This window comes from Saccharopolyspora sp. NPDC002686, from assembly GCF_040295745.1.
Taxonomy (GTDB): Bacteria; Actinomycetota; Actinomycetes; order Mycobacteriales; family Pseudonocardiaceae; genus Saccharopolyspora; species Saccharopolyspora oryzae.
In genome coordinates this window covers 1-19,936 of sequence record NZ_JBEOVY010000123.1, presented here as the reverse complement: position 1 = coordinate 19,936, position 19,936 = coordinate 1, and the positions used below count along the sequence as shown (strand labels likewise).

The 19,936-nt window shown below is 70.0% G+C and carries 22 protein-coding genes; 15 read left to right on the top strand and 7 right to left on the bottom strand.

Features of this window, described 5'->3' with window-relative positions; all coding sequences use genetic code 11:
• Positions 1-141: 141 nt before the first annotated feature.
• Positions 142-405, top strand: coding sequence for an MBL fold metallo-hydrolase (locus tag ABTZ89_RS18110; RefSeq protein WP_351046001.1), 264 nt, complete (start codon positions 142-144; stop codon positions 403-405).
• A gap of 299 nt (positions 406-704) precedes the next feature.
• Here ABTZ89_RS18110 and ABTZ89_RS18105 read toward each other — a convergent pair whose 3' ends face one another.
• From ABTZ89_RS18105 to ABTZ89_RS18090, 4 genes are all read right to left on the bottom strand, one after another.
• Positions 705-2,597, bottom strand: coding sequence for an FAD-dependent monooxygenase (locus ABTZ89_RS18105; RefSeq protein ID WP_351045998.1), 1,893 nt, complete (start codon positions 2,595-2,597; stop codon positions 705-707).
• A gap of 117 nt (positions 2,598-2,714) precedes the next feature.
• Positions 2,715-3,461: an IclR family transcriptional regulator gene (locus ABTZ89_RS18100; RefSeq protein ID WP_351045995.1), complete on the bottom strand. Its 747-nt coding sequence runs from the start codon at positions 3,459-3,461 to the stop codon at positions 2,715-2,717.
• A 39-nt stretch (positions 3,462-3,500) separates the two neighbouring features.
• Entirely contained in the window at positions 3,501-4,364 is an 864-nt protein-coding gene (locus ABTZ89_RS18095) for a cytochrome c biogenesis CcdA family protein (protein ID WP_351045992.1), read from the bottom strand.
• Entirely contained in the window at positions 4,361-5,071 is a 711-nt protein-coding gene (locus ABTZ89_RS18090; RefSeq protein ID WP_270947830.1) for a DsbA family protein, read from the bottom strand. The genes ABTZ89_RS18095 and ABTZ89_RS18090 overlap by 4 nt, the downstream gene beginning before the upstream one ends.
• Before the next feature lie 103 nt (positions 5,072-5,174).
• On the opposite strand from ABTZ89_RS18090, the gene ABTZ89_RS18085 reads away from it, so the two are divergent.
• The 6 genes from ABTZ89_RS18085 to ABTZ89_RS18060 all read left to right on the top strand — a co-directional run bounded on the left by ABTZ89_RS18085 (position 5,175) and on the right by ABTZ89_RS18060 (position 10,428).
• Positions 5,175-5,630: a hypothetical protein gene (locus tag ABTZ89_RS18085; RefSeq protein WP_270947829.1), complete on the top strand. Its 456-nt coding sequence runs from the start codon at positions 5,175-5,177 to the stop codon at positions 5,628-5,630.
• A 32-nt stretch (positions 5,631-5,662) separates the two neighbouring features.
• Positions 5,663-6,022 carry a BlaI/MecI/CopY family transcriptional regulator gene (locus tag ABTZ89_RS18080; RefSeq protein WP_270947828.1) on the top strand — a complete coding sequence of 120 codons (360 nt, stop codon included), beginning with the start codon at positions 5,663-5,665 and terminating at the stop codon, positions 6,020-6,022.
• A complete protein-coding gene (locus tag ABTZ89_RS18075; RefSeq protein WP_351045987.1) occupies positions 6,019-7,023 on the top strand; it encodes a M56 family metallopeptidase in 1,005 nt (334 codons plus the stop codon). The genes ABTZ89_RS18080 and ABTZ89_RS18075 overlap by 4 nt, the downstream gene beginning before the upstream one ends.
• A gap of 40 nt (positions 7,024-7,063) precedes the next feature.
• On the top strand, positions 7,064-7,945 hold the full coding sequence (locus ABTZ89_RS18070; RefSeq protein WP_351045985.1) for a LysR family transcriptional regulator: 882 nt from the start codon (positions 7,064-7,066) through the stop codon (positions 7,943-7,945).
• 69 nt (positions 7,946-8,014) lie between these two features.
• Positions 8,015-9,097: an MBL fold metallo-hydrolase gene (locus ABTZ89_RS18065; RefSeq protein WP_351045982.1), complete on the top strand. Its 1,083-nt coding sequence runs from the start codon at positions 8,015-8,017 to the stop codon at positions 9,095-9,097.
• Entirely contained in the window at positions 9,094-10,428 is a 1,335-nt protein-coding gene (locus ABTZ89_RS18060; protein ID WP_351045979.1) for an MFS transporter, read from the top strand. Before ABTZ89_RS18065 ends, ABTZ89_RS18060 begins: the two co-directional genes overlap by 4 nt.
• 4 nt (positions 10,429-10,432) lie before the next feature.
• On the opposite strand, the gene ABTZ89_RS18055 is transcribed toward ABTZ89_RS18060, so the two are convergent.
• A complete protein-coding gene (locus ABTZ89_RS18055; RefSeq protein ID WP_270947823.1) occupies positions 10,433-11,230 on the bottom strand; it encodes an IclR family transcriptional regulator domain-containing protein in 798 nt (265 codons plus the stop codon).
• A 144-nt stretch (positions 11,231-11,374) separates the two neighbouring features.
• Between ABTZ89_RS18055 and ABTZ89_RS18050 the strand changes: the two genes are divergently transcribed.
• The 5 genes from ABTZ89_RS18050 (at position 11,375) to ABTZ89_RS18030 (ending at position 15,615) form a co-directional block, all read left to right on the top strand.
• A complete protein-coding gene (locus tag ABTZ89_RS18050) occupies positions 11,375-12,310 on the top strand; it encodes an ABC transporter substrate-binding protein (RefSeq protein WP_351045975.1) in 936 nt (311 codons plus the stop codon).
• On the top strand, positions 12,307-13,194 hold the full coding sequence (locus ABTZ89_RS18045) for an amino acid ABC transporter permease (protein ID WP_270947821.1): 888 nt from the start codon (positions 12,307-12,309) through the stop codon (positions 13,192-13,194). The genes ABTZ89_RS18050 and ABTZ89_RS18045 overlap by 4 nt, the downstream gene beginning before the upstream one ends.
• Entirely contained in the window at positions 13,191-13,961 is a 771-nt protein-coding gene (locus tag ABTZ89_RS18040) for an amino acid ABC transporter ATP-binding protein (RefSeq protein ID WP_351045972.1), read from the top strand. Before ABTZ89_RS18045 ends, ABTZ89_RS18040 begins: the two co-directional genes overlap by 4 nt.
• A gap of 21 nt (positions 13,962-13,982) precedes the next feature.
• Positions 13,983-14,822: an MBL fold metallo-hydrolase gene (locus tag ABTZ89_RS18035; protein WP_351045969.1), complete on the top strand. Its 840-nt coding sequence runs from the start codon at positions 13,983-13,985 to the stop codon at positions 14,820-14,822.
• A gap of 109 nt (positions 14,823-14,931) precedes the next feature.
• On the top strand, positions 14,932-15,615 hold the full coding sequence (locus ABTZ89_RS18030; RefSeq protein ID WP_270947818.1) for a class I SAM-dependent methyltransferase: 684 nt from the start codon (positions 14,932-14,934) through the stop codon (positions 15,613-15,615).
• Between the two features lie 25 nt (positions 15,616-15,640).
• Here ABTZ89_RS18030 and ABTZ89_RS18025 read toward each other — a convergent pair whose 3' ends face one another.
• Positions 15,641-17,056, bottom strand: a complete 1,416-nt coding sequence (locus ABTZ89_RS18025) for a methyltransferase (RefSeq protein WP_351045965.1) — start codon at positions 17,054-17,056, stop codon at positions 15,641-15,643.
• Between the two features lie 561 nt (positions 17,057-17,617).
• Between ABTZ89_RS18025 and ABTZ89_RS18020 the strand changes: the two genes are divergently transcribed.
• Genes ABTZ89_RS18020 through ABTZ89_RS18010 form a run of 3 tightly spaced genes read left to right on the top strand, consistent with a single transcriptional unit; the run spans position 17,618 to position 19,254 of the window.
• Positions 17,618-18,217 carry a nitroreductase family protein gene (locus ABTZ89_RS18020; protein WP_351045962.1) on the top strand — a complete coding sequence of 200 codons (600 nt, stop codon included), beginning with the start codon at positions 17,618-17,620 and terminating at the stop codon, positions 18,215-18,217.
• Entirely contained in the window at positions 18,204-18,506 is a 303-nt protein-coding gene (locus tag ABTZ89_RS18015) for a DUF6092 family protein (RefSeq protein WP_351045960.1), read from the top strand. The genes ABTZ89_RS18020 and ABTZ89_RS18015 overlap by 14 nt, the downstream gene beginning before the upstream one ends.
• A 37-nt stretch (positions 18,507-18,543) precedes the next feature.
• Positions 18,544-19,254: a tRNA-dependent cyclodipeptide synthase gene (locus ABTZ89_RS18010; protein ID WP_351045958.1), complete on the top strand. Its 711-nt coding sequence runs from the start codon at positions 18,544-18,546 to the stop codon at positions 19,252-19,254.
• Between the two features lie 71 nt (positions 19,255-19,325).
• Here the strand turns inward: ABTZ89_RS18010 and ABTZ89_RS18005 are convergent.
• Positions 19,326-19,936 (bottom strand): beta-keto acid cleavage family enzyme (locus tag ABTZ89_RS18005; protein WP_351045955.1); only part of this gene is annotated, 611 nt, incomplete at its 5' end.

The following is a 19,936-nucleotide window of genomic DNA, read 5'->3' as shown; positions in this document are numbered from 1 at the left end:
GCCCAGGCTGTTGAAAGCACTCCCCCCGGATGCGTTCCTGGTGGTCAACGGCGTTGCCGAGCTGCAGGCGAATGTCGAACCTGCGCCGAACTGCCCGTTGCGGTGCGATCGGAGAGGAAGACGTCCCGTGAAGCTAGATCCGTGCTGTTCCGATTCATCGACCGGGCGGTGATGGAGGACGACCGGGTGAAGGTCTCGGCGGTCCTCGTGCCGCACGGTCCGGTGTTCCCGTCGTTCGCGTTCCGCTTCGACACCGCGCACGGATCAGTGACGTTCTCCGGGGACGCCACCTGCACGGACAACCTCGTGAAGCTCGCCCGCGGCTCCGACATCCTCGTACACGAGGCGATCAACTTGCGCGGCAAGGTCGTCATCGGCACCGACCTCCAACGAATCCGGCTGTGACCCGTGCTCTTCTGCCGCGTCCGCGAGCTGATGGCACGTCACCACCGGCTCGTGCACCGGTGATACAGGACGGACGGCGGAGCGCCCAGCGGTGAACCTCTGCAGTTTCGATTGAAATTGTCTCAGAACCCCACCGCACGCTCCGTCGAAAACGCCGACAATTTCGATTGAAACTGCTACACACCCCAAGCCGACCCCTACCGCTTTGAACCCAAACCCAACCCCGTCGCCAGCGGAACCTCTGCGTCGGGAGTCCACCCCGTACCACCACTGATCGCACAGCGATGACGTCCGCCGACCTATGCCTCCACGAGCACTCCGCGGAAGAATTCGACGAGTTCGTCGTGGGCGTCGAGCGGGAGGACGTTCGCGACGTACTGGTCCGGCCGGACCAGCACTAGGCAGCCCTGTTCCCGGTCCAGTCCGCGCAGGTCGAAGATGTCCGCGTTCGGGTCGGGGCAGAAGGCCTTCTCGTAGTCGACGAGCCCGAACTTGCCCTTGCGGGGGAGCAGCACCGGCGGCAGGTCGTCCACGGAGACAGCGCGATGTCCCTGCTGGAGCACGGCCCGGACGTCGAGCACCGAGTCCGGGTCGGCGCCGGACGGGGTAAACCGGGCGATCGGCGATTCCGGGGAGGCCAGGAAACCGGCGAGTGCCCTGAGCAGGGAACCGGGTTCGGTCGGGTGGGCGCTGTCGGCGAACGCGTAGAGGCGCCACGCGCCATCGGCCCGCGCGGCGTGGCCTAGGTGCATCGGCTTGGCGTCGGCGAGCCGGACGACGGGTGCGGAGTGGAAGCGCATCCCGATCGGGAAGCCCTCGGCCAGGTGCTGGTGGTCCGGACGGGCGGTCAGCGCGGAGGGCTCGTAGCGGACCGAGACACCAGCGGTGAACCGGCCCTGCTCGCGGAAGTAGTGCTGGAACCGCTCGGGATCTGCGTCGCCGTCCGGGCGGGCGCTGAACATCGCGGCGAACTCGCGGTCGAAGTCGATGAGCTGCTGCGCGACCTTCTGCCGCTCGGCCGAGTAGGTGCGCAGGACTTCGGGGCGGGACGTGCCGCGGAGCACGGTGCCGAGCTTCCACCCCAGGTTCCACGCGTCGGCCATCGAGACGTTCATGCCCTGACCGGCCTTCGCGCTGTGGGTGTGGCAGGCGTCGCCGGCGATGAAGACCCGGGGCAGCCGGGATTCGTCGTCGTCGACGTCGTCGAAGCGGTCGCAGAGGCGCTGCCCGATCTCGTAGACCGCCCACCAGCCGACGTGCTTCACGTCGATCGAGTAGGGGTGCAGGATGCGGTTGGCGACCGCGGCGAGCTTCTCCGGGGTGGCGGTGCGGTTGCGGAGCATCTCCGCGTCGCGGTCGTTGTCGAGCTCGATGTAGAGCCGGACCAGGTACCCGCCCTCGCGCGGGATGATCAGGATGCTGCCCTGCTCGGAGTGGATGGCGGACTTGAGCCGGATGTCGGGGAAGTCGGTGACGGCGAGGACGTCCAGCACACCCCACGACTGGTTCGTCGCGTCGCCCTCCAGCCGGCGGCCGATGGCTTCCCGGGTGCCGCTGCGCGAGCCGTCGCAGCCGACGACGTACCGGGCGCGGATCGTCGAGGTCTTCCCGGTCGGCTCGAAGCCCTCGACGTGCTGCAGGGTCACCTCGACCGGGTGCTCGGCGGTGGTGTCGGGGTCGACGCGCACGTCGGTGGCGTGCAGCCCGTAGAAGGGCTCGGCCCGGGTGGCGGAGCGGCGCATGTGGTCGCGCAGGTAGGCCAGCATCCGCGCCTGGTTGACGATCATGTGCGGCATCTCGGACAGGCCTTCCTCGACGTCGTCGATGCGGCCGGTGCGCACGATCGAGGAGGTGTCCTGCGGGTCGGGCCGCCAGAAGGTCACCTCGTTGACCTGGTAGCCCTCGTGGACGAGCTGGTCGGCCAGGCCGAACGCCTCGAACATCTCCACCGTCCGGCACGCGACGCCGTCGGCCTGGCCGACCTCCAGCGGCCCGTCCCGCCGGTCGACGATCACGGTGCGGATCTCGGGGAACTCGGCCAGCTGGGCGGCCAGGACCAGCCCGGCCGGACCGCATCCGATGATCACGACATCGGCGGTGTCCGGCAGCTCCGCACCGCGCTCGGCCAGCGATGGGTGCGGGTGCTTGACGAACGGGTCTCCGGGCTCGTAGCCGTCGAGGTAGAACTGCACTGTTCGGGCTCCTCTGGACGTCGGACATCCCAGGGCGGTGGTGGTTACCGCTGACTGCGGGGGGTCTGTTCGTCCATCGTGCGGTGGGTGTGCGAGGAGGGACAGATTGTTCTGCTCTCAAGAATCGTTGTGGAGGTCCTGCGCCACCGCGCGGGCGGCTTCGTCCAGCGCGGCGGCGAGATCGGGCAGCATGCGCCGGTGGTAGCGCGCGGTGGGCATCGCCACCGAGAGCGCAGCCGGGAGGCCCTGCGCGGGATCGCCCACCGCCTGGCCGATCGCCGTGAGCCCGGCCTCGGTCGACTGGTCGTTGATCGCGAACCCGCGCCGGCGGGTCTGGCGGATCGTGCGCTCGACGACCTCGCGGGCAACGCCGGTCCGGTCCTCGTCGCCGTACCGGGCGTCGATCTCGGCCCGGTCCAGCCGGGCGAGGAGGGCGCGCCCGCCGGAGGCGAGGTGAGCGGGGAGCATCCGCCCCTCCCGGTCCCCGACGCGCAGGGCCTGATCGCATTCCGCGGTCGCGACCATCTGGACCTGCGTGCCGCGCAGCACCATCAGGTTGGCCGTCTCCCCGGTCCGCCGGACCAGCGCCCGCAAGTGCGGCAGGGCGATCTCCCGGAGGTGGGTGACGGAGTCCCCGCCGCTCCACGACCGCAGGACGGGCCCGGCTGCGTACCGGCGGTCATCGCGCTGCTCGGCGAAGGAGCGGTACACGAGCATCGCCAGCAGCCGGTGCGCCGTCGACCGGGCGACACCCAGCCGCGCCGCGGCATCGCTGACCCCCAGCGGTCCTTCCTGCTGCAACAGGACCGCCAACCGGAGCGCGTGGTCGACCGACTCGATGCTGTAGGTCGGTTTGTTCTGCACAGTGGAACGCTACCCCGCGTTCCGAAGAGCTGCCTCGCGCTATTCCTCCGGGCTGTCGGAGGTCTCCGGGGTCGGGTCCGGCTCGGGTTTGCGGCGGGTCGCGAGCAGGTACCAGGTCAGGCCCGCCAGCAGCAGCACGATGAGCACCACCAGGATCAGCTGGTCGGAGACCAGCGCCGCCGCGTGCTGGACCCAGGCCTGCACGGCGAACTGCGCGTCGATGCCGACGATGCCGCCGAGCGATCCGGTGCCGTCGGTGGTGAGGAACAGCGCGCCGAGCGCGATGAAGACCAGCCCGGAGATCAGCGTCGTGCTGTGCACGCGGAGGGGGCCGAGCCGCAGCTCCCGGCCGCGCAGCCACCGGCGCCTGCCGAGGTCGAAGCGGTCCCACAGGGCGGCGATGACGAACAGCGGCAGCGCCATGCCCAGCGCGTAGATGGCCAGCAGGATCCCGCCGTAGGCGGGGCTGGAGCCGGTCATCGCCATCGTCAGCACGCTGCCGAGCAGGGGACCGGCGCAGAACCCGGCCAGCCCGTACACGGTTCCCAACAGGTACACCGACAGCGCGGAGGAGATCTTGATCCGCCCGCTGAGCCGTTGCGCCGCCGTGGAACCGAAGCCGAACCCGAAGATCTGGGCCGCGCCCAGCAGGATCATGAGCCAGCCGCCGATCAGCACGACGAGGTCGCGATGTGCGTTGAGCACCGCGCCGATCGAGCCGGCGGCCACGCCCATCGGCACCAGGGTGGTGGCCAGGCCGAGGTAGAAGATGCCGGTGCGCAGCAGCAGGCGCACCCGGTCGGCGAAGGCGTAGGCGAAGAACGCGGGGACGAGCAGCGCGGAACAGGGGCTCAGCAGCGACAGCACGCCGCCGAGGAACGCGCCGAAGTAGCCGATCGTCATGCCTTGGCCCGTTCTTCCTCGATCACCGCGACGAACTGGTCCAGCGGTTGGGCGCCGAGGACGGCTTGGCCGTTGATGATGAAGGTCGGGGTGCTGGACGCGCCGAGCGCCTGTCCTTCGGCGGCGTCGAGCTGGATCGCCTCTAGGATCGCCGGGTCGTTGCGGTCGGCGTTGAACTTCGCCAGGTCCGGCACGCCTGCTTCGCGGGCCACCTGCTGGATGGTCTCCTCCGGGAAGGACGGCCTCTCCCCGCCGTTGCCGCGCTCGTACGCGGCGTAGTGGAACTGCCAGAACATGCCCTGGCGTCCCGCGGCCCGGGCGGCTTTGGCGACCTCCACGGATTCGTCGCCGAAGATGGGGAAGTCGCGCCACTCGATGCGCAGCACGCCGGTCTCGACGTACCGCTTGATCAGCTCCGGTTCGACGTCGGCGGCGAACTTCGAGCAGAACGGGCAGCGGAAGTCCTCGTACTTGATCATCACCACCGGTGCGTCGACCCGGCCCATCGCGAACGGGTCGTCGGGCTGGCGGCGCTGCAGGACCTTGAGCGCCGCGGACATGTCGTTCTGCTGCGTCGCACCGGGTTGCTGGGCCGATTCGGGGGATGGCCCGCCGCCGCTGAACGCGCCCCACGCCAACGCGGCGACGGCGGCCACGACCACCGCCACGATCCCCCACCGGAACGCCGGCGAGCCCTTGGAGGTCATCACGCACCTTTTCTATCGAACTTAGTAGTGTTCTTATCCCGCATAGTAGAGTCGGTGCATCGGGGCGTTCCGGGCACCCCGGGCGAGTCGGACGGAGGACCTGATGCGGGACTGGACGGCGCGGCAGTGGCTGGTCGCCGCTCTCGTCGCGGCGGGCATCGTGCTGGTGGCCGGCGCGGTGACCGGCCTCATCCCGAATCCGCTGTTCACGCGGATGATCGAGGCGCCGTGGTGGAGCTATCCGGTGTGGATCGCCTCCGCGGTGCTGTCCGGGCTGCTCGTCGCGAGCTACCTCGCGCCCAGCGCGCAGCTCGCGGCGGAGCGCTCCCGGGACCAACGCCGCACCGTCGTCGGTGCGGTGCTTTCGTTTCTCGCCGTCGGCTGTCCGACCTGCAACAAGCTGGTCGTGCTCGCCTTGGGCACCAGCGGGGCGGTCACCTGGTTCGGTCCGCTGCAACCGGTGCTGGCGATCGGCTCGCTCGTACTGCTGGGTTTCGCTTTGCGCGCCAGGCTCCGTTCGGCGCGGGGCTGCCGAGTACCCGCGGCGGGAAGACCATGACCTACCCTGCCCGATCGGAAGGGAGAATTCCGATGCGCAGCCTGGGGCCGCTGGAGTCGGCCGTGATGAACCTGCTGTGGGAAGCGGCGGATCCGATGAGCGTGCGGGAGGTGCTCGACGGCCTCCGCGACCGCGGTCTCGCCTACACCACGGTGGCCACCGTGCTGGAGAACCTCCACCGCAAGCAGTGGGTCGACCGCGACCGGATCGGCCGGGTCTGGTTCTACCGCCCCCGCCTGCAGGCCAGCGAGCACGCCGCGCTCCTGATGCGGGAAGCGCTCGCGGCCAGCAACAGCCCGCGCGCGACGTTCCTCAAGTTCGTCGACGAGATCACCGACGAGGAAGCCGAGATGCTGCGGGAACTGCTCGGCGAAACCCCGGAGGAACGATGACGCCGCTGCTCATCGGCCTGTTCGCCTACACCGCGGCGCTGGCCGCGTGGGGACCCCGCCTGATGCGGTCCGGTCGGCGCTGGCAGTCCTCGGCGCCCCGGCTCGGACTCGTCCTGTGGACGGCGCTGGCCACCTCCTGGATCGTGTCGGTCGTCAGCGCCGGCCTCGCCGCGATGGCGCAGCTCTCCGGAGGTCTCGGCCTCGCCGGACTGCTGCACGCCTGCTTGCGCGCACTGCTGACGATCGTCGGAGTGCACAGCCTCGCCGACGCGCCCGCGGCGATCGCGCTGCTCGGCTCGGCCGTTGTGCTGGCGAGGCTGTTCACCGTCGCCGCGCGCCACGCCCGGCAGACCCGCCAGCACCGCAAGCTGCACCGGCAGACCCTGCGGTCCACTTCGGACTCGGCGGTCCACGACGGAGTTCCGGTCGCCGTCGTGGAAGCCGAACAGGCCGCCGCTTATTGCGTTCCCGGGCAGGACCCGACCGTCGTGCTCACCACGGGCGCCCTGCGTCGGCTGGTACCGGCGGAGCGCGCCGCCGTCCTCGCGCACGAGATCGCCCACCTGCGCGGCAAGCACCACTTCGTGCTGGGCTGGACGGCGATCCTCGCGCGCGCGTTCCCCTTCGTGCCGCTGCTGAAGGCGGCTTCGCAGGAGACCGCCCGCCTCGTCGAGTGGATCGCCGACGACCAGGCGGGCCGACGGCACGGGAACCGAGCGGTGGCTCGGGCCCTGGCGGTGATGGCCACGAGCAACCGGAATTCGACCACCCGCGTGCCGAAAGCCGCGCTCGCCGCGGTCGGTTCCGGCGTCCCGGAGCGGGTCAGGCGCCTCGTCCAACCCCGCGCAGCAGCTCGCTCGGCCTCCTGGCGAATCGCCGCGGCTCTGGCCCTCCCGGTGATCGCGCTCGTCGCGGCAGCGGCGGTTCTCCTCCCGTGCGCCACCGCGGACCCGACACCGATCTGCAGCGGACGCCCGAGCCTCACGGATCCCGCGTACTGACCAGCCGTCGACCGCAGCGGGCGATGACTAGCGTGGGGGCGTGGAACGACGTCAGCTCGAGTACTTCCTCGCAGTGGTGGACCACGGCGGGTTCACCGCAGCCGCCGCGGCGCTGCACGTGGCCCAACCCTCCCTCTCCCACTCGATCAAGGTCCTCGAACGGGAACTGGGTGCGGAACTCTTCCACCGGCTGCCCCGCCGCGTGCGGCTCACCGCCGCCGGTGCCGCGCTGATCGACTTCGCCCGCCGGGCGTTGCGGGAGATGGAGACCGGGCGGGCCGCGGTGCGCGAGGTGACCGGGCTGATGGCGGGCAGGTTGGACCTGGTCACGCTGCCCACGCTCGCGCTGGATCCGCTGGCCGCCGCGATCGGCCGGTTCCGCGCCCGCCATCCGAAGGTCCAGGTGCGGCTGTACCAGCCGGAGTCCGAAGAGGACGTGCGCGCGGCCGTGCGCACCGGGGAAGCCGAACTCGGCTTCGCCGACGCGGTGCCGGGTCCGAGCGAGGACCTGGAGAGCGTCCCGATCGCCGAGCAGGAACTCGTCGTCGCCCTGCCGCCGGGCAGCACCCCGCCGCCGGACGGGCGCATCACCGTCGACGACCTGCTCACCATGGATGTCGTGACCGGGCTGGCGGGCACCCTGGTGCGGGACCTCCTGCGGGTCGAAGGCGAACGCCGAGGCGTCGAGCCCAACATCGTGGTGGAAGTCGGCCACCGCGAGTCCGCCCTGCACCTGGTGGTCGCCGGCGCCGGATGCGCCGCGCTGCCGCGTCCCCTCGCGCGACTGGCCGAACTCGAAGGGGCAGTGCTGTGCTCGATGGATCCGGTGCTGAACCGCCGGATCGACCTCTTCCGCCGTCCGGGCAAGCTGTCCCCGGCCGCGAAAGCGTTCCAGGAGCTCCTGCTCGACCAAGAGCCATAGACTCCTTCTATCGTCAGGCGCGAAATTCGGTATTTGTGCCGATCGGTGGCGTGGCTTCCAATCTTCGGCATGACCGACACCACAATCCGCGACCTCCGCAGCTCCTCCGATCCGCGCCCGAGGGTCGTCACCCTCGGCACCGCAGGAGGTCCCCGCTGGTGGTCGGGCGCGGACGCGGGCAAGCGCTCCGGCATCGCCACTGCAGTCCTCGTCGGTGACCGCGCCTACCTCGTCGACGCCGGCCACGGCGTCGGGCGGCAGCTGAACCTCGCCGGCATCCCGATCAGCTCGCTGCGCGCGGTGTTCCTCACGCACCTGCACTCCGACCACACCGTCGACCTGGCGAGCCTGGCCATCTTCGGCATGTTCGCGCTGGCCGAGGGGCAGGACCCGATCCGGATCATCGGACCGGGCGACCGCGCCGCGCTGCCGCCCGTCGCGCCCCGAGCGGTGGTGCCGCCGTCCCCGGTGTTCCCCGAGCAGCCGACGCCGGGCACGGCGGCGATGTTCCACCACCTGATGGCCGCCCACGCCACCGACCTGAACGACCGCGTGCTCGACGCGCTGCGGCCCAGTCCGCTCGACCACTTCCTGGCCGAGGACATCCGCATTCCGGAGAGCGCCGGTTACCACCCGAACGACAACCCGACGCCGGACGGCATGGAGCCGTTCGAGATCTACGCGGACGACCTGGTCACCGTCACGGCCACCCTCGTGCGCCACCCGCCGATCGCGCCGGCGTTCGCGTTCCGCTTCGACACCGCGCACGGCTCCGCCACCATCTCCGGCGACACCGCGCCGTGCGAGAACCTGGTCCGCCTCGCCCGCGGCACCGATCTGCTGCTGCACGAGGCGATCGACTTCGACTGGGTGCACCGCACCTACGCGGGAGGTGGCCCGACCGCGCAGGCCTCGATCGACCACCACACCAAGTCGCACACCAGCCCGGAGCAGGCGGTGGACATCGCCAACGCCGCAGGCGCCGGGGCATTGGCCCTGCACCACCTGGTGCCCGGCACCGCCCCGCGATCGGTGTGGGACTCCGCGGCCGCGCGGTGCCACGGCACCTTCATCGTCCCCGACGACCTCGACGTGCTTCCGTTCGGCGCGCCGGCCTCCGTCGCCCCGCACAGGAAGGTGTCCGCATCGTGAATCCGCAGACCGCCGCCCCGACCGGCCGGGAGTCCACATCGGACAGCCTCGGCACCCGGGAGATGCGGCGCATCCTGGCGTCGAGCTTCATCGGCAGCGCCATCGAGTTCTACGACTTCATCCTGTACGCGACCGCCGCCAGCCTGGTGTTCGGCAAGCTGTTCTTCGCCGGGATGCCACCCGCGGTGGGCCTGTTCGCCTCGTTCAGCACGCTGGCGGTCGGCTACCTCGCGCGGCCGCTCGGCGGTGCGATCTTCGGCCACTTCGGCGACCGCCTCGGCCGCAAGGGCGTGCTGATCGTGTCGATGGTGCTGATGGGTGCGGCCACCACCGCGATCGGCGTGCTGCCGACCGGCGCCCAGATCGGCGTCGCGGCGCCCACCCTGCTGGTCGTGCTGCGGCTGGTGCAGGGCTTGGCCGTCGGTGGCGAATGGGGTGGCGCGATGCTGGTGGCGCTCGAACACGCCCCGTCGACGCGACGGGGGTTCGCGGCGAGCTTCGCCAACATGGGCGGTCCCGCCGGTGCCGTGCTCGCGACCCTGGTGGTGTCGGCGTTCTCGACGCTGCCGGACGCGGAGTTCCTCAGCTGGGGCTGGCGGGTGCCGTTCCTGCTCAGCACCGCGCTGATCGCCATCGGCCTGCTGATCCGGTTGAAGGTGTCCGAGACGCCGCTGTTCCTGGAGCTGGAGTCCAAGGCCGAACGCCGGAAGATCCCGCTGCTGGAGGTCGTCACGCAGTACCCGCGCAACCTGGTGCTCGGCATCGTCGCCGGCATGAGCTCTTACACCGTGCAAGGGCTGATGACGGTGTGGGCGGTGGCCTACGCGATCGACCTGGGGGTCGACCGGACCGGCGTGCTCAACGTCAAGGCGGTCGGGGCCGCGCTGACCGTCGTCGGGATCTGGTTCGCCGCGCGCCTGTCCGACCGGTTCGGCCGCAAGCCGGTGATGCTGGTCGGCATGCTCGCCGGTGCGGTGCTGGCCTACCCGATCGTCTTGCTGCTGCAGACGGGCACGCTGTGGGGGTTCGCGATCGGCCTCTTCTTGGCCAACGGCATCGTCCAGGGCGTGATCTTCGGACCGTTCGGCGCGTTCGTCGCCGAGCTGTTCCCGACCCGGATGCGCTACACCGGTGCGTCGTTGGCCTACCAGACCGCCTCGACCCTCGGCGCCGGGTTCACCCCGGTGATCGCCTCCGGCCTGGTGCTCGCGGCTGGCGGCGACCTGTGGCTGATCGCTCTGGTGTGGGCGCTGTCCTTCCTGATCTCCGCGGCCTCCGTGCTGGCCACCCGGGAAGGCCGAACCGTCGACCTCGCCGGGGAGACCAGGTAGCCGCTCACCGGTCGGTTCCGGTGGCGAGGTGGACTTCCACGCTCGACGCGGCGTCCCGCAGCTTCGGGAGCAGGGTGTCGACGAGGGTGGCCGTGGAAACCCGCGAGGCGACTGCGCTGACGCTGAGCGCCGCGGCCACCGTCCCGGAGGCGTCGCGAACGCCGACGGCGACCGATCTGATCCCGACCTGGAACTCCTCGTCGCCCAGCGCATAGCCGTCGTTGCGGGCACGTTCGACGGTGGCGAGGAGTTCGTCCAGGTCGGTCACGGTGTTCGCCGTGTGGTGGACGCGGTCGGTCGCCTCCAGGATCGTGCGGACCTCCTCCGGTGGGAGAGCGGAAAGCAGCACTCGACCCATGGCGGTGCAGTACGCGGGCAGGCTTCGGCCGAGCTGGACCTGCACGGCCAGTTCCCGGTGCGCGTTGGCGGACAGCACGTTCGTGACGTGGTGTCCATTGCGGACGGTCAACGCGCACGATTCGTGGAGCTCGGCCGCGAGCTTCTCCAGCTCGGTCTCCACGGGGCGGGTGAACGCTGCCGTCGCGTAGTACGGGTAGGCGAGTTCGACCAGCTTGGGCTGCGCGACGAAGGACCGTCCGCGCACTGCCAGGTAGCCGAGCTCGACGAAGGTGTGCAGGTAGCGCCGCGCCGCAGCGGGTGACATGCCTGCGCGGGCGGCGACCTCGGACAGCGACAGCTGGGGAGGTCGCCCGTCGAAGGCGCGGAGGACCGCGAGGCCGCGTTCCAGGGAACGCACGAAAAGCCCGTCGCCGGCGTCGTGGTTCGTTCCTCGTTGGCTCATCTCGTGCTCCGCTCCGTGTTCCGGGGCAAGACCGTCCCATCTCGCGGGCACCGCCTTGACAGTGCACTGTGCAGCACTCAGTGTGAATTCGTCCAGCGCAAGCCTTTTCGCTCTCCGAAAATCTCAGCGGACGAGGGGACCCACATGGGCGCTTGGTCGCCGAATTCCCGCCACCGATCGACCCGCCCGGTCGTGGTCCTCGCCGTGCTCGCAGCGTGCGCTGCGCTGCTCAGCGGGTGTCTCGTGCCGCGGGCAGCGGGAGGCAAGGACCAGCAGGGCGTGTCGGTGCCGAGCGGACCTGCTCGGTTGCCGGACGAGATCCGCCAGCGCGGTGTGATCGTCGTGGCCGGTCAGCTGGCCAGTCCGCCGCTCGGCTACCTCGACAGCGACGGCAAGACGGTCCGCGGGCTGAACAAGGACATCGCCGAGGAGCTCGGCCGCAGGCTGGGTGTGCAGGTCCGGTTCGAGCAGTACCCGTTCGCCGGGCTGATCCCGGCGGTGCAGTCCGGCAAGGCCGACGTGGCGATGGACCTCATCGGTGACACCGAAGAACGCCGCCGGCTCGTCGACTTCGTCGACTACCTCGACCAGGCCACCACGATGCTGGTCCCGCAGGGAAACCCGCTGGGGCTCGGCGACGTCGGTGATTTGTGCGGTCGTGCGGTCGCGGTCGTGCGCGGCGGGGTGCAACTCGCGCTGGCCGAGGAGACTTCGGGCAAGTGCGCCGCATCCGGGAAGCCACCGCTGGACGTGCAGCAGCTCAACAACCCGGCCGACGCGCGGTTGCAGGTGCAGAGCGGGCGGGTGGCCGCGTTCCTGGGCAACACCCCGGTGCTGCGCTACATCGCCGACACCGCGGAAGGCGGGCAGCTCTTCGACACCGCCGGTTCAGGCCAGCACCAGCGCCAACCCATCGGCATCATCACCGCGAAGGACAAGACCGAACTCCGCGATGCCCTCATCGCGACCCTCGGCGGGATGTTCTCCGACGGTTCCCTCGCGCGCCTGGTCGACCAGTACGGCCTCGGCGATCTCGCGCTGCAGAAACCCGTGGTCAACGGCCAGGAGGTCATCCGATGAGCGGCGGAACGGCGACGTTGACCGCGAAGCACCGGGGCGATCGGGCGATCGCCGACCCGGTCGCGCGCAAACGGCACCCGGGCCGGTGGCTGTCCGGCATCGCGGTGGCGGTCGCGGTCGGGTTCGTGCTGGTGTCGCTGTACCAGAACCCGGCGCTGGACCACGCCACCATCGCGCGGTTCCTGACCGCCGACACCATCCTGGCCGGGCTGCGCAGCACCGTCCTGCTGGCGATCGTGTCGATGGCGATCGGGGTCGTGCTCGGCACCGCCCTGGCGCTCATGCGGCTGTCGCGGAACCCGGTGCTGCGGGCCATCTCCGTCGGGTACGTCACCGTGGTGCGCGGGGTGCCGCTGCTGGTGCAGATCCTCTTCTGGGGCAACATCGCGCTGTTCTACGACCGGGTGGACCTGGTGTGGCCGTTCACCGGTGAAGTCCTCACCAGCTGGGAGACCAACGCGCTGATCACACCGTTCGTCGCGTCGGTGCTCGCCCTGTCGCTGAACGAAGCGGCCTACATGGCCGAGATCGTGCGCGCGGGTGTCGGCTCGATCGACAGGGGGCAGACCGAGGCCTCGACCGCGTTGGGGCTCAACGGTTTCCAGACCTTCCGCAAGGTCATCGCGCCCCAAGCGCTCAAGGTGGTGGTGCCACCGACCGGCAGCCAGTTCGTGACGATGCTGAAGATGACCTCGCTGGTCTCGGTCATCGCCGGGGGAGACCTGCTCACCGAGGCGCAGAACATCGCCGCCTCGAACCTGCGCATCCTGGAACTGCTGGTCATCGCCTCGCTGTGGTACCTGCTGATCACCGGACTGGCGACCATCGCGCAGACGGTCCTGGAACGACGGCTGGCGCGCAGCGCGCGGAAGGTGCACTCATGAGCTCGGAATCTCCCATGCTCGAAGCGGTCGACCTGCACAAGCGGTTCGGTGAGCTGAACGTCCTCAATGGAGTGTCGCTCTCGGTGCCGCGGGGCAAGGTCATGTGCCTGCTGGGGCCTTCCGGCTCCGGCAAGAGCACCTTCCTGCGCTGCATCAACCACTTGGAACGCGTGGACGGCGGCCGGATCCGGCTCGACGGCGAACTGATCGGTCACGTCGAGCGCAACGGCGTGCTGCACGAGCTGCCGGGGCGGCGGATCGTCCGCCAACGTCAACGCATCGGCATGGTCTTCCAGCAGTTCAACCTGTTCCCGCACCTGACGGTCGCGCAGAACATCGCGCTCGCCCCGACGACGCTGCGCAAGCTCAGCAAGTCCGCGGCCCGGCAGCGGGCGCTCGAACTGCTCGACCGCGTCGGCTTGCGGGACAAGATCGACGTCTACCCGAGCGCGTTGTCCGGCGGGCAGCAGCAGCGGGTGGCGATCGCCCGCGCCCTGGCCACCGACCCGAAGCTGATGCTGTTCGACGAACCCACCTCAGCGCTCGACCCCGCGCTGGTGGGCGAGGTGCTCGCGGTGATGCGCGATCTCGCTGCCGATGGCATGACCATGGTCGTGGTCACCCACGAGATCGGCTTCGCGCGGGACGTCGCGCACCTGACCGCGGTGCTCGACGGCGGTGAGGTCGTCGAAACCGGACCGTCGGAGCGGGTCCTGGAATCACCCGGCCACCCGCGGGTGAAGGAATTCCTCAAACACGTTCGCTAGCAACGGAATCAGGGGTTCACCTTGCACAGCACCGAGCTCGTCCTGCTGGGAACGGCCGGCGGCCCGACGCCCAAGCGCAACCGCAGCGCACCGGCCCAGGCGATCGTGGTCGGCGACCGCACGTACCTGATCGACGCGGGGAACGGAGTCGCCCGCCAGCTCGTGGCCGCCGACATCCCGCTGCGCTCGCTGACCGCCGCGTGCGTGACGCACCACCACTCCGACCACAACGTCGACCTGGGCACGGTCGTGCACCTGGCCTGGTGCGCCGACCTGCGCCAACCGGTCCGCCTGTACGGTCCGCCGCCGCTGACCGAGATGATGGCCGCCTTCGCCCGCTACGCCGACACCGACGTCACCACCAGGATCGCCGACGAAGGACGCCCGGACTTCGCCGAGCTGATCGTCCCCGAGGACGTGCACGGCCCGGGCCCGGTGTACGAGGACGACCGCGTGCGCATCTCGGCGACGCGGGTGCACCACCCGCCGATGGACGCGCTGGCCTACCGGATCGACACCGAGGACCGCTCGATCGTCATCTCCGGCGACACGGCCCCCTGCCAGCAGCTCGTCGACCTCGCCACCGGTGCCGACGTCCTCGTCCACGAAGTCATGCACGTCCCGAGCATCGAACCGCTGCTCGCCCGCACCAACGGGGCGCGGCTGCGCCGGCACCTGCTCGACTCGCACACCTCGGTCTCGGAAGTCGGCGCCATCGCCGAGAGCGCCGGAGTCCCGACCCTGGTGCTGAGCCACTTCGTGCCGAGCGACCCCGAAGTCCCCGATGACGTCTGGCGCGAAGAAGCCCAGCGCGACTACACCGGAAAAGTCATCGTCGGCCAAGACCTGATGTCCCTCTGACCACCGCCAGGTGCTGGGTGCACGCAGTCGTGTGAATCGGGGCCACGGCCAGGTTGGCTTCTGCCCTGCTGGGGGCGCAGGTGCGATGTCGAGGCAGTACAACAAAAGAATGAGCGCATCCTCGGCAAGCGGTGACCGGCCCCCGGAACTGCGTCGGTTCCAGCACCCCCGCTTCGGTCGCTTCTGGGTCCGCGTCAGCGAGATCGCGGATCGCCGCGGTGCTGTGGAACACCGGCGGAGGCTGGTTTCCGGGACCACCGGAAGGGTCCTCGAGATAGGTTCGGGAAACGGGCGCAACTTCCAGCACTACCCGGCGTCGGTCACCGAAGTGGTCGCGGTGGAACCCAACGACGAGCTCCGCGTGCACTCGGAGCGCAACGCGGCCTCGGCGCCGGTCCCCGTTCGAGTCGTTCCCGGGCACGCCGATGCCCTGCCTGGTGAGAGCAGCAGCTTCGACGGTGTCGTCCTGTGCCAGGTGCTGTGCTCGGTCCCCGACCCGGCGAGTGCTCTGCGCGAGATCCGGCGGGTGCTGCGACCGCAGGGGAAGGTGCACTTCCTCGAACACGTCCGGTCGAGTCGCCGGCTGGTCGGAGCGTTCCAGGAGGGGATCGCGCCGATCTGGCGGCGGTTGTGCGGCGGCTGCGAGCTCCACCGCGACACCGCGAGCGAGATCGAGGGGGCCGGGTTCGCGCTCGGATCCGTGCGCCGGTTCGGCTTCAGCCCGGGGCCCCTGTTCTGGATGACCTACGTCCTCGGCACCGCGGCACCGGACGACCACGCGGACCACCCGTGACGGTCCCGCCGCCCCGGGGAGCCGGTCACTTGACGCCGATGACCACGAACTCGTGTCCGGTGAGGTGCTCGACGCGAGACGTCCGGAACCCGGCTCCGCCGAGCCATTCCTGGCAGTCCGCACCGGTGTAGTCGTAGCCGCCCGGGCTGAGGACGTGCATGTGCAGGCTCATCATCAGGCCGAAGACGTGGTGGCGCCGCTCGTCGTCGATCAGCGTCTCGTAGATCACCGCGGTTCCGCCCGGGGGTAGCGCTTCGAAGGACTTGCGCAGCAGCATCCGCTTGGTGTCGAGGTCCCAGTTGTGCAGGACGTGGCCGAACACGTGGACGTCCGCTGCCGGGAGCGGATCGGTGAGGAAGCTCCCCGCGGTGAACCGCATCCGGTCTTCCAGCCCGTGGCGCGCGGCGGTATCGGCGAACAGCGGCGCCAGCGCGGGGAGGTCGAAGCCGGTGGCGGTCAGGTGGGGATGGCGCACGAGCACACTGGCCAGCAGTGCTCCGCCGCAGCAGCCGATGTCGGCAACCGTGCGGTGCTGCTGCCAGGGAAACCTTTCGGGGAGCGTGCGCATGACCGGCACGAGGCCCCCGATCATCGCTCGTTCGAACCTGCGCAGCTGGTCCGGCTCCAGGTAGATCTCGTCGAAGGCGTTCTCCTGCTCACCGGTGACGACCCACTGCGGAACGCCGTCGGTGAGTGCTTCGACGAGGTGCGCCCACGCCGGGTACCACTGGGACTCCGCTTCTTCGAGCACCCCGCCGACGTACTGGTGGGGCTTGCCGGAGTCGAGGAACTCCTCGGCGGCCGGGGCGTTGCGGTACACCGAGCCGTCCCGGTGGAGCAAGCCGAGCGCTACCAGCGAGTCGAAGAAGTCGCGTGCGCCGCGCTCGTGGACGCCGGTGCCGGCACGCAGTTCGGCGAGTTCGAGGGGCCGACCGGCCAGCGCGGTGAACACGCCTAGTCGCACCGCGGCGAGCACCGCCTTGGAGCGCCAGAAGCCGAGGCCGAGCTGGATGATCCCTTCCGGCGAGTTCGGCGGTTCGTCGTCGTGGCGCAGGATCCGGCGAACCTCGGAAACGTCGTGCAGGTCTTGGAAGTGGGTGGCCTTGCCGTCGTCGAGGCGCCAGGAATGGGCGAACGGGACGGTGCAGGACCGGCCGCCGCGAGTTCCCCGCAGGCGGTGCTCGCCGAACACCGCGATCCGGTCAGCGGATTCGACGAACTCGTGCGGCTCGACGTGCACCTCGCTGAAGGTGCTGTTAGCGCGGGCCAGGAACGTCCGGACGTCGTCGTGGCCGCGGATGGTGCCACCGAGGCCGAAATCGGACATTCCGGTAGGGGAGGTCCATTCGATGTCCGGGGCGAACGCGTTGAACGCCGCATCGATGTCCCCGTGGCGGAATGCCGAGTACGAGAACCGGACGATATCCGCGTTCGTCGACATGGTGGTTCTCCTTCTCGCCTGCCGGGCGAACGGGGTTTCGCGGAAGAGGGCGGGATCGACCGGAGGCTAGCAGTCGCGGGGCCCCCTCCCGCTCCGGTGCGCGTGCAGGACGACCGGTACGGGTGAGAGCCGAACTCAGTCGGACGGTCCCGGTCTTGACCATCCAATGTGGACCAGATCGGCTTGGCTGGTCCGGGAATGGTGGGAAACTTGAAAGGTTCTATCTGTTTGCGGAGTCAATCGGGTGACGCTGAAGCCTTCGCCGCGCAGCGCCATCCCGCGTGTGCCACCTTCGAATGGTGCAACGTCGTCCCTCACGCTCCAGGTCGTTTCACGTCTGACCCGGCGGTTTCCGCAGCGTGCCAACGGAACTCGCACCCGCGGTAGCGGTGCCCGGGAACCCGGTCGAACACCGGGAGCGCAACGACCACTTCCACTCGTCCACCTCAGGACCTCGAGCGCGCGCCGAACTCCGATCGTGCGGCGGAGTCGGCCGCGTGCCGAGGACGTGCCCAGCCACCAGTCCGAACTCCCCATCAACACGTGAAGGAGGGGTGGCCCGTGAGCGCCGGCCACATGTCGGACGTCCTGCCACGCCGCGCAATCCCGTCGCAGGGGCGGCTGGACGTCTTCGAGACCATCCGGACCCGCCGCGCAGTTCGCGCCTACACCGCTGAAACGATCGACGACGAGTCGGTGGACCGGATGGTCGACGCGATGCTCGCGGCCCCCACCGCGTCCAACAAGCAGGCGTGGGGCTTCGTCGTGGTCCGGAACCCGGTGCTGGTGCGCCGCATCCGGGCGTTCGCTCCGGGGATCATCGGCGTCCCCCCACTGATCCTGGTCGCGTGTTTCGACACCGGACGGGCGCCGGACGACGCCCGCATGCCGGACGTCGGAGTGCTCTGCGTCGCGATGGCGGTCGAGAACTTCCTGCTCGCCGCGCACGCGCTCGGGCTCGGCGGGTGCCCGGTCAGCAGCTTCCTGGCGAAACCCGTCCGTGCTCTGCTGCACCTGCCGGACCACCTGGCTCCCGTCCTGGTGGTCCCGGTGGGGCACCCGGCTCAGGAACCGCGGCGCTCGCAACGCCGGAACAGAGGAGAGGTCGTGAGAGATGAAACCTGGGGCCGAACAGCGTCCGGAACCGGTGCACCTGCGTGAGGAAGTGGTGCTGCTCGCGGCCTACTTGCTGAGCAGCGGTCGGCGCCAGGTCGAGGAGACGCCCGAGTACGTCGTGTACCGCCTCCTCGAAGGAGCGCGGCGCTCCCTGGAGCTGCTGGACTGCTGCGGCGGGGACGGCCCCTCGCTGGCTTCCGTGCGCGCCCGGCTGGCCGCGCTCTTCGACGGTCCTCCCGCGCAGCACGACTTCGCAGCGCTGCTGGATGACCTGTGCCAAGAGGTGGTTGAAGCGCTCCAGGCAGCTGCACCGCCCGTCGAGCACGCCCCGTGAGGACTCGTGCGCGGTGACACGACAGGACGGAGAGGCGATGAAGACCAACCTGCAGACGGGCCCTGTGCACGGTTTCGAAGTCGAGCCCATCAGCGCCCGGTGCCGCGAGATCTGGGAACGGGGCGAGCACGTCCTGATCGGGGTCAGCACCGGCAACAGCTACTTCTCCCAGGAACGCCTGACCTCCCTGGCCCGGTGGGCGGGCCACTTCTTCGACCGGATCGACGTGATGTACGTCGACACCTGCATCGAGGGAACGCTGATCAGCAGCGGTTTGACCGCCCACGAGGCATCGCGGCTGGTCAAGTCCAGGCTGCGGGACATGCGGCGCAAGCTCCGGCGCGTCGTGGAGAGCCTCGGCTCCACCGCCGACCGCGTGCGAGTGCGCCCCCTGTCCGAGTTCCTCCAGGAGGACGCCTACCGGGCGGTCCGGCGCCGGGCCGAGGAGGAGCTGGCCCGGAACCCGCAGTTCGCCTCGGTCTGCGAAGACATGGTCCGCCGCTACCTGGCGGGGAAGTGCGCTGACGGCCGCTGCACGCCGGAGGGGGTGCGAGCGGGCATGGACTACCTCTTGGCCGAACTCCCGTTCTTCCTGGACAGCCCCAACCTCTTCGACGTGCGGTCGTCGTCGGCCTGCTACCACGTCTCAACGCCGCTGGTGGAATACCTGGTCCAGGCCAACAGCGACGTCCTGCCCGCATCGCGAAGCCATGGTTACCTGGTCGTCAAGCCCGCCGAAGCGCAGTAGCTCGACGCAGCTGATCCCCGCGCGGTCGCCGCGGGCCGGAGCCTGCGCCCGGCTCCGGCCCGCAGCACGACTCAGAAGCCGACCTTGTCCTTGCCCTTGAGGTGGAGGATTTCGCGGGCTTCGTCGGGGGTGGCGACCTCGAGGTTGAGGGCTTCCAGGACCGTTCGGATGCGGGTCACCTGGTCGGCGTTGGTCTTGGCCAGTTCTCCCGGGCCGATCCAGAGCGAGTCCTCCAGGCCGACGCGGACGTGGGAGCCCTGGGCCGCGCCGATGGTGGCCAGCGGGATCTGGTTGCGGCCCGCGCCCAGGATCGACCACTGGTAGGCGTCGCCGAGGAGGCGGTCGGCCGTGCGGCGCATGTGCATCAGGTCCTCGGGGTGTCCGCCGATGCCGCCCAGCAGGCCGAACACCGACTGCACGAACAGCGGGCCCCGGACCAGGCCTCGCGAGGCGAAGTGGGCGAGGTTGTTGAGGTGCGAGATGTCGTAGCACTCGAACTCGAAGCGGGTGTCGTTGTCCGCGCCGATGGCCAGGATCGCTTCGATGTCGGCGAAGGTGTTCTTGAAGACCAGGTCGCGGCTCTTCTCCAGGGCCTCGCGCTCCCAGTCGCCGCTGCTGGTGAGCCAGCTCGGGCCGCCGGGCGGCAGGTCCACCGCTCGCCCCGCCGCTCCGCGCTGCACCG

Coding starts and splice junctions, on each gene's coding strand:
- ABTZ89_RS18045 (WP_270947821.1), top strand. CDS start 12,307: ATGAGCGGCGGAACGGCGACGTTGACCGCGAAGCACCGGGGCGATCGG.
- ABTZ89_RS18075 (WP_351045987.1), top strand. CDS start 6,019: ATGACGCCGCTGCTCATCGGCCTGTTCGCCTACACCGCGGCGCTGGCC.
- ABTZ89_RS18055 (WP_270947823.1), bottom strand. CDS start 11,230: ATGAGCCAACGAGGAACGAACCACGACGCCGGCGACGGGCTTTTCGTG.
- ABTZ89_RS18095 (WP_351045992.1), bottom strand. CDS start 4,364: ATGACGATCGGCTACTTCGGCGCGTTCCTCGGCGGCGTGCTGTCGCTG.
- ABTZ89_RS18030 (WP_270947818.1), top strand. CDS start 14,932: ATGAGCGCATCCTCGGCAAGCGGTGACCGGCCCCCGGAACTGCGTCGG.
- ABTZ89_RS18065 (WP_351045982.1), top strand. CDS start 8,015: ATGACCGACACCACAATCCGCGACCTCCGCAGCTCCTCCGATCCGCGC.
- ABTZ89_RS18040 (WP_351045972.1), top strand. CDS start 13,191: ATGAGCTCGGAATCTCCCATGCTCGAAGCGGTCGACCTGCACAAGCGG.
- ABTZ89_RS18025 (WP_351045965.1), bottom strand. CDS start 17,056: ATGTCGACGAACGCGGATATCGTCCGGTTCTCGTACTCGGCATTCCGC.
- ABTZ89_RS18010 (WP_351045958.1), top strand. CDS start 18,544: ATGAAGACCAACCTGCAGACGGGCCCTGTGCACGGTTTCGAAGTCGAG.
- ABTZ89_RS18080 (WP_270947828.1), top strand. CDS start 5,663: ATGCGCAGCCTGGGGCCGCTGGAGTCGGCCGTGATGAACCTGCTGTGG.
- ABTZ89_RS18050 (WP_351045975.1), top strand. CDS start 11,375: ATGGGCGCTTGGTCGCCGAATTCCCGCCACCGATCGACCCGCCCGGTC.
- ABTZ89_RS18090 (WP_270947830.1), bottom strand. CDS start 5,071: ATGACCTCCAAGGGCTCGCCGGCGTTCCGGTGGGGGATCGTGGCGGTG.
- ABTZ89_RS18085 (WP_270947829.1), top strand. CDS start 5,175: ATGCGGGACTGGACGGCGCGGCAGTGGCTGGTCGCCGCTCTCGTCGCG.